Origin of the sequence: Streptomyces sp. URMC 123, assembly GCF_051386515.1 — a bacterium.
Classification (GTDB): Bacteria; Actinomycetota; Actinomycetes; order Streptomycetales; family Streptomycetaceae; genus Streptomyces.
On the sequence record NZ_JBPQTV010000335.1, the window covers coordinates 1 to 7,075 of the forward strand.

The following is a 7,075-nucleotide window of genomic DNA, read 5'->3' on the forward strand; positions in this document are numbered from 1 at the left end:
GCCGGCGGCCAGCCCGAGGACGGTGCGGGAGGTCCAGGCGTACTCGCTGCCGCCCCAACTCGTCAGCAGCACCACGACGGCAGTACTGTCGCGCGCGCCGCGCTCACCCTCATCGACGGCACCGGCCGGCAGGTCGGGCGCGGTGCCTCGGGGGAGGACGGGCGGTACGCGCTCAGCACCCCGGGCGCCGGCTCGTACGTCCTGATCGCCGCGGCGGGCGGTCATCAGCCGCAGGCGGTGAGCGTGACCGTGGGCGACCGGCCGGTGGAGCTCGATGTCGTGCTCGGTGGGGCCGGCCGGCTCACCGGGGCCGTGCTCACCGCGGACGGCACCCCGGTCCGGGACGCCACCGTGACGCTCACCGACGCGCGGGGCGAGGTCGTGGCCGCCACCCGCAGCGGGCGCGAGGGCGCCTATGCCATCGACGAGCTCGTGGCGGGCGAGTACACCCTCGCGGCCAGCGCGCCCGCCTTCCGCCCGGCCGCCCTGCCGGTCGTCGTGCAGTCCTCGCGGGAGACCCGCCAGGATGTCGAACTCGCCGGCGGCGCCGTGCTCAAGGGCACCGTGCGCGCTCCCGGCGGGCGGCCGGTCGAGGACGCCCGGGTCACCCTGCTGGACGCGGCGGGCAACGTCGTGGACACCATGACCACGGCCATGGACGGCACGTTCCGCTTCGTCGATCTGTCGGCGGGCGAGTACACCGTCATCGCGGCGGGTTATCCGCCGGTCGCCACGGTGCTCAAGGTCGCCAGCGGGGGCCGTACGGAGCGGGACGTCCAGCTCGGCCACGACGGCGCGCCCGGCGCCCCCTGACGCGGGGCGCGGCGGCGGAGGCCCCGCTCGCCGTTCCGCCCGATCGCCGCTCCGCCCCGCCCGCCACGCCGGGGCGCGCGAAGTTTTCCACAGCCCTGTCGCGGGTGGGAGCGACCGCGTAACGTGACGGGGCATGAAGATCCTCATCAGCGCGGACATGGAGGGCGCCACGGGGGTCACCTGGCCCGCCGATGTGCTGCCGGGGACACCGCAGTGGGAGCGCTGCCGGGCGCTGTTCACCTCCGACGTGGACGCGGCGATCACCGGCTTCTTCGACGGCGGGGCCGATCGGGTGCTCGTCAACGAGGCCCACTGGTCGATGCGCAACCTGCTGCTGGAGCGGCTGGACGACCGGGTGGAGATGCTCACCGGCCGGCACAAGTCCCTCAGCATGGTCGAGGGCGTGCAGCACGGCGATGTGGACGCCATCGCCTTCGTCGGCTATCACACCGGCGCCGGCACCGAAGGGGTGCTGGCCCACACCTATCTCGCCAACACCCTCACCGGCGTCTGGGTGAACGGCCGCCGGGCCAGCGAGGGGCTGCTCAACTCCCTGGTCGTCGCGGAGTACGGCGTGCCGATCGTGCTGGTCACGGGCGACGACCGCACCTGCCGGGACGCCGAGGACTACGCCCCCGCCGCCCTCAAGGTCGCTGTCAAGGACTATGTGTCGCGGTACGCGGCGGTCTGCCGCACCCCGGCCCGCACCGCGGCCGACATCCGCGCCGCCGCAGAGCGGGCCACCGCCCTGGCGGGTCGCTGCGAGCCGGTGAGCGCCGGCCCCTTCACCATGGAGCTGGAATTCGACGCCGAGCATCTGGTGGGCGCGGCGACCGTGGTGCCGGGCGTGGAGCTCAGCGGCGAACGCCGGGTCGCCTGGACCACGGAGACGATGTACGACGGCATCCGCTGCTTCAAGGCGGTGACGACGATCGCCTCGTCCGCCGTGGAGGAAGAGTATGGCTGACCCGACGGCCCTGGACGAGGTGGCGCGGTTCACCTCCGATCTGATCCGCCTCGACACCACCAACCGGGGCGGTGGCGACTGCCGCGAGCGCCCCGCCGCCGAGTACATCGCCGAGCGCCTGGCGGACGCCGGCATCGAGCCGACGCTGCTGGAGCGCTCCCCCGGGCGGACCAATGTGGTGGCCCGTGTCGAGGGCACCGACCCGGGGGCGGACGCGCTGCTCGTCCACGGCCATCTGGACGTGGTGCCCGCCGAGCCCGCCGACTGGACCGTGCACCCCTTCTCCGGGGAGATCCGCGACGGCGTGGTGTGGGGGCGCGGCGCCGTCGACATGAAGGACATGGACGCGATGGTCCTCGCGGTCGTCCGCGGCTGGGCGCGCACCGGAGTACGGCCCCGCCGGGACATCGTGCTGGCGTTCACGGCGGACGAGGAGGACAGCGCCGCGGACGGCGCCGCGTTCCTCGCCACCGAGCACGCCGCCCTGTTCGAGGGCTGCACCGAGGCCATCGGCGAGTCGGGCGCCTTCACCTTCCACGCCGGTCCCCACCTGCGGGTCTATCCCATCGGGGCGGCGGAGCGGGGGACCGCCTGGCTCCGGCTGACCGCGCGGGGCACCGCCGGCCACGGCTCCAAGATCAACAACGCCAACGCCGTCACCCGGCTGGCGGCGACCGTGACCCGGATCGGCGAGCACGAGTGGCCGGTCCGGCTCACCCCGACCGTGCGCGCCGCGCTCGTCGAACTCGCCGCGCTGCACGGGATGGACGCCGACCCCGACGCCCCGGACTTCCACGCCGAGGTCCTGCTCGACAAGCTCGGCCCGGCCGCCGCGCTGGTTCGGCCGACCCTGCGCAACAGCACCAACCCCACCGCGCTGAAGGCCGGGTACAAGGCCAATGTCATCCCGGGCAGCGCCAGCGCCCTGATCGACGGCCGGGTGCTGCCCGGCGGCGAGGAGGAGTTCGTCACCACCCTCGACCGGCTCACCGGGCCCGACACGGAGTGGGAGTTCCACCACCGGGCGGACCCGCTCCAGGCGCCGATCGACACTCCGCTGTTCGCGGCGATGCGCCGGGCCGTCGAGCTCTTCGACCCCGGCGCCCGGGCCGTCCCGTACTGCATGACGGGCGGCACCGACGCCAAGCACTTCTCGCGGCTGGGCATCACCTGCTACGGCTTCTCGCCGCTGCGACTGCCCCCGGGCTTCGACTACGCCGCGCTCTTCCACGGCGTGGACGAGCGGGTGCCGGTCGACGGCCTGCGCTTCGGCGTCCGCGTGCTGGACCACTTCCTTCAGGAGGCATGACGACATGGCGGTCACGACCCCGTACGGCGCCTGGCGGTCCCCGATCGACGCCGGGCTCGCGGTGGCCGGCGACGGGCACCCGCAGCACGTGGGCGCCGTCGGGGACGAGGTGTGGTGGACCGAGGCCCGGCCCGCCGAGGACGGCCGCCGGACCCTGGTCCGGCGGGGCACGGACGGCACCGAGCGCTCGGTCCTGCCCGCCCCCTGGAACGTCCGCAGCCGGGTCCTGGAGTACGGCGGGCGGCCCTGGGCCGCGGTGCCGCGCGCCACGGGCGGACCGCTGATCGTCTTTGTGCACTTCGCCGACCAGCGGCTCTACGCCTGGGAGCCCGACGCGCCGGGCGGCGCGGCGCCCCGGCCGCTCACCCCGGTGTCGGCGGTCGGCGCCGGGCTGCGCTGGGTCGACCCCGAACCGCGCCCCGAGCGGGGCGTGGTGTGGTGCGTGCTGGAGGAGCACACCGGCGAGCACCCCTCCGACGTGCGGCGGGTCGCGGCCGCGGTGCCGCTCGACGGGTCCGCCGCCGAGGACCGGTCGGCGGTCGTGGAGCTGACCGCCGACGCCTCCGCACCCGGCGGCCACCGCTTCCTCACCGGACCCCGGCTCTCCCCCGACGGGCGGCACGCCGTCTGGATCGCCTGGGACCACCCCCGTATGCCGTGGGACGGCACCGAGCTCAAGCTGGCCGAGGTCACCCCCGACGGGCGGTTCACCGGGGTGCGCACCCTGATGGGCGGGGCGCGCGAGTCCATAGCCCAGGCCGAGTGGGCGGCCGACGGCGGTCTGCTCGCCGCCACCGACCGCGACGGCTGGTGGAACGTGCACCGGGTCTCCCTGGACGACGGCCGGGCCGTCAACCTCTGCCCCCGCCAGGAGGAGTTCGCCGGCCCGCTGTGGACCGTCGGCTCCCGCTGGTTCGCCCCGCTGCCCAGCGGCCTGATCGCGGTCGTGCACGGCCGGGGGACCACGCGGCTCGGCATCCTCGACCCGCGGAGCGGCGAACTCGTGGACGTGCCCGGCCCCTGGACCGACTGGGAGTCCTCGCTGGCCGTCCAGGACAGCAGGGTCGTCGGCATCGCGGCCGGCCCGCGCTCCTCGCCCGAGGTCGTGGAGCTGGACACCCGCACCGGGTACGCCCGGGTGATCGGCGCCGCGCACCGGGACCGGGTGGACCCGGCGTACTACCCCGAGTCCCGGCAGCGGACCTTCACCGGCCCCGGCGGGCGGGAGGTCCACGCCCATGTCCACCCGCCGCGCAACCCCGGCCACCGCGCCCCCGACGGCGAGCGCCCGCCCTGGGCCGTCTGGGTCCACGGCGGCCCCACCGGCCGGGCGACGCCGGCCCTGGACCTGGAGGTCGCCTACTTCACCTCGCGCGGCATCGGCGTGGTGGAGGTGGACTACAGCGGCTCCACCGGCTACGGCAGGGAATACCGCGAACGGCTGCGGGAGCAGTGGGGCATCGCCGACGTCGAGGACTGCGCGGCGGTGGCCCGGGCCCTGGTCGAGGAGGGTGCCGCCGACCCGGCCCGGCTGGCCGTACGGGGCGGCAGCGCGGGCGGCTGGACCACGGCCCTGTCGCTGGCCACCACCGACCTCTACGCCTGCGGCACGATGCGCTACCCCGTTCTGGACCTCACCACCTGGGTCGCGGGCGGGACCCACGACTTCGAGGCGCACTACACCGACACGCTGATCGGCCCCTTCTCCGAGGTGCCGGAGCGCTGCCGCGACCGCTCGCCCCTCCGGCACGTGGACCGGCTCACCGCGCCATTCCTGCTGCTGCAGGGGCTGGACGACGCGATCTGCCCGCCCGAGCAGTGCGAGCGGTTCCTGGCGGCGCTGGCGGGGCGGGGCGTCCCACACGCGTATCTCGCCTTCGAGGGCGAGGGCCATGGCTTCCGCCGCGCGGACACGCTCGTCAGGGCGTTGGAGGCGGAACTCGCCCTCTACGCGGAGGTGTTCGGCTTCCCCGGGTCCGAGGTTCCGGGGCTGGAACTGGAGAAGTGACCCGCCGGCCCGCCGGCCGCCCCGTTCTCAGCGGTCGACGTGGGCGGCCGGGGTAGCTGGGGCGGCCGGGGCCCCCGAGGCCGCCGGGGTGGCGGGGGCCGCCGGGGCCGCCGTACGGGCCGTGGGCACCACCACCGGGGAGCCGTCGCCCGGGGCGGAGAGGATGTCGGCGTCGACCCCGTACAGCTCCCGCACCAGCGCGGTGTCGACGATGTCGCGGGGCGGCCCGGCGGCCAGCACCCGGCCGGCCTTCATGGCGACCAGCGTGTCGGCGTAGCGGGCCGCGCTCGCCAGGTCGTGCAGCACCATGACGACGGTCCGGCCGGCCGCCGCCACCTCACGCACCAGCGTCAGCACCTCGACGGCGTGCCCGAGGTCCAGCGCGCTGGTCGGTTCGTCCAGCAGCACCACCGGAGTGCGCTGGGCGAGCACCATGGCCAGCCAGCAGCGCTGCCGCTGGCCGCCGGAGAGCCGGTCGAGCCGGCGTCCGGCCAGTTCGGCGACGCCCGTGGACTCCAGTGCCTCGCGCACGGCCCGCTCGTCCTCGCGGGACCACTGGCGGAACAGCCCCTGGTGGGGGTGGCGGCCGTAACGGACGAGCCCCGCCACGGTGACGGCCTCGGGCGCCTCGGGGGCCTGCGGCAGGAGCGCGATCCGATGGGCCGCCTGACGCTGCTTCAGCTCCCAGATGTCCGCGCCGCCGACGCGGACGGAGCCGGACTCGGGGCGGTGCAGCCGGGCGACGGTGCGCAGCAGGGTCGACTTCCCGCAGCCGTTGGGGCCGACGATCGCGACCACCCGCCCGGCGGGCACGGTGAGGTCGACTCCGGCCACGGCGAGGTGGCCGGGGTAGCCCGCCCGCACCTGTTCCACGACGAGTTCCACTGGGCGGCATGCCTTTCCGGGCGCGGAGGGGCGAGCGCCCCGGGCGGTGATCAGTAAGGTGAGCCTAGCCTAAGTCGAAACCGGACCCATGTGATCATCCGGCGGGAGCGTCGTGTTAGGTTAGCCTTACCTAAGCGTCGGCCGTGTGCCGTCCCGTGATGAGGAGAAACACCGTGGAACAGCAAGAACTCGCCGGGCGCACCGCGCTGGTGACCGGCGCGGGGCAGGGCATCGGCGAGGCCGTCGCCCGCTGCCTGGTCGCGCGGGGCGCCCGCGTCGCGGCCGTCGACCGCGGTGTCGAGGGGATCAAGTCCCTGGAGCGCGAGCTCGGCTCGGAGCGCCTCACCGCCCACCACGCCGATGTCACCGACGCCGCCGCGGTCGACGCGGTCGTCGACCAGGTGGAGCGGGAGACCGGCCCGATCGACATCCTCGTCAACGTGGCGGGAGTGCTGCGCGCCGCGGCCGTCGTGGACCTCACGGACGAGGAGTGGTCCTCGACCTTCGCCGTCAACACCACCGGCGTCTTCCACACGTGCCGCGCCGTCGCCCGGCGGATGTCCGAGCGGCGCGCGGGCTGCATCGTCACGGTCGGCTCCAACGCGGCGGGGGTGCCCCGCACCCGGATGGCCGCCTACGCCGCCTCCAAGGCCGCGGCCACGATGTTCACCAAGTGCCTCGGGCTCGAACTCGCCCGCACCGGCATCCGCTGCAACGTCGTCTCGCCCGGCTCGACGGACACGGCGATGCAGCGCGGGCTGTGGACCGACGCGGCGGCGCCCCAGCGCGTGATCGACGGCGACCCGGGGGAGTACCGCGTCGGCATTCCGCTCGGCCGCCTCGCGGAGGCCGGCGACGTGGCCGAGGCGGTCGCGTTCCTCGTCTCGGACCGGGCCCGCCACATCACCATGCACGACCTGTACGTGGACGGCGGCGCGACGCTGCGCGCGTAGCGGGCGCCCCGGCCGGTCGCCGGGACGAGCCCCTGCCCCCGGCCGGCCCCGGCCCGGCCTCCGACCACGGAAACCCGATCCCGTACCCGGGAAACCCGATCCCGTACCCGGGACCCGCGCCGGGCGGCCCGCCCCCGGAC

Annotated in this window: 6 protein-coding genes; 5 read left to right on the top strand and 1 reads right to left on the bottom strand. The window is 75.4% G+C overall.

The window, feature by feature from the left end; translation table 11 throughout:
- From ACSNOD_RS26480 to ACSNOD_RS26495, 4 genes are all read left to right on the top strand, one after another.
- Nucleotides 1–813: MSCRAMM family protein (locus ACSNOD_RS26480; RefSeq protein ID WP_436769580.1), on the top strand; the 813-nt coding region annotated here is incomplete at its 5' end.
- Nucleotides 814–946: 133 nt separating this feature from the next.
- Nucleotides 947–1,780 (top strand): M55 family metallopeptidase, encoded by an 834-nt coding sequence (locus tag ACSNOD_RS26485; protein WP_436769581.1) that lies wholly within the window; start codon nucleotides 947–949, stop codon nucleotides 1,778–1,780.
- The gene (locus tag ACSNOD_RS26490; RefSeq protein ID WP_436769582.1) at nucleotides 1,773–3,089 is read left to right on the top strand and encodes a M20/M25/M40 family metallo-hydrolase; all 1,317 of its coding nucleotides are present in this window, start codon (nucleotides 1,773–1,775) and stop codon (nucleotides 3,087–3,089) included. Before ACSNOD_RS26485 ends, ACSNOD_RS26490 begins: the two co-directional genes overlap by 8 nt.
- A 4-nt stretch (nucleotides 3,090–3,093) precedes the next feature.
- Entirely contained in the window at nucleotides 3,094–5,097 is a 2,004-nt protein-coding gene (locus ACSNOD_RS26495; protein ID WP_436769583.1) for a prolyl oligopeptidase family serine peptidase, read from the top strand.
- Between the two features lie 27 nt (nucleotides 5,098–5,124).
- Here the strand turns inward: ACSNOD_RS26495 and ACSNOD_RS26500 are convergent, their stop codons facing one another.
- On the bottom strand, nucleotides 5,125–5,982 hold the full coding sequence (locus tag ACSNOD_RS26500; protein ID WP_436769584.1) for an ABC transporter ATP-binding protein: 858 nt from the start codon (nucleotides 5,980–5,982) through the stop codon (nucleotides 5,125–5,127).
- A 158-nt stretch (nucleotides 5,983–6,140) separates the two neighbouring features.
- Between ACSNOD_RS26500 and ACSNOD_RS26505 the strand changes: the two genes are divergently transcribed.
- Nucleotides 6,141–6,935, top strand: a complete 795-nt coding sequence (locus ACSNOD_RS26505) for a 2,3-dihydro-2,3-dihydroxybenzoate dehydrogenase (protein WP_436769585.1) — start codon at nucleotides 6,141–6,143, stop codon at nucleotides 6,933–6,935.
- The last annotated feature ends 140 nt before the right edge of the window (nucleotides 6,936–7,075 follow it).

Bases quoted from the DNA above. Each gene is read 5' to 3' on its own strand.
- ACSNOD_RS26505 (WP_436769585.1), top strand. From the start codon at position 6,141: ATGAGGAGAAACACCGTGGAACAGCAAGAACTCGCCGGGCGCACCGCG.
- ACSNOD_RS26495 (WP_436769583.1), top strand. From the start codon at position 3,094: ATGGCGGTCACGACCCCGTACGGCGCCTGGCGGTCCCCGATCGACGCC.
- ACSNOD_RS26490 (WP_436769582.1), top strand. From the start codon at position 1,773: ATGGCTGACCCGACGGCCCTGGACGAGGTGGCGCGGTTCACCTCCGAT.
- ACSNOD_RS26485 (WP_436769581.1), top strand. From the start codon at position 947: ATGAAGATCCTCATCAGCGCGGACATGGAGGGCGCCACGGGGGTCACC.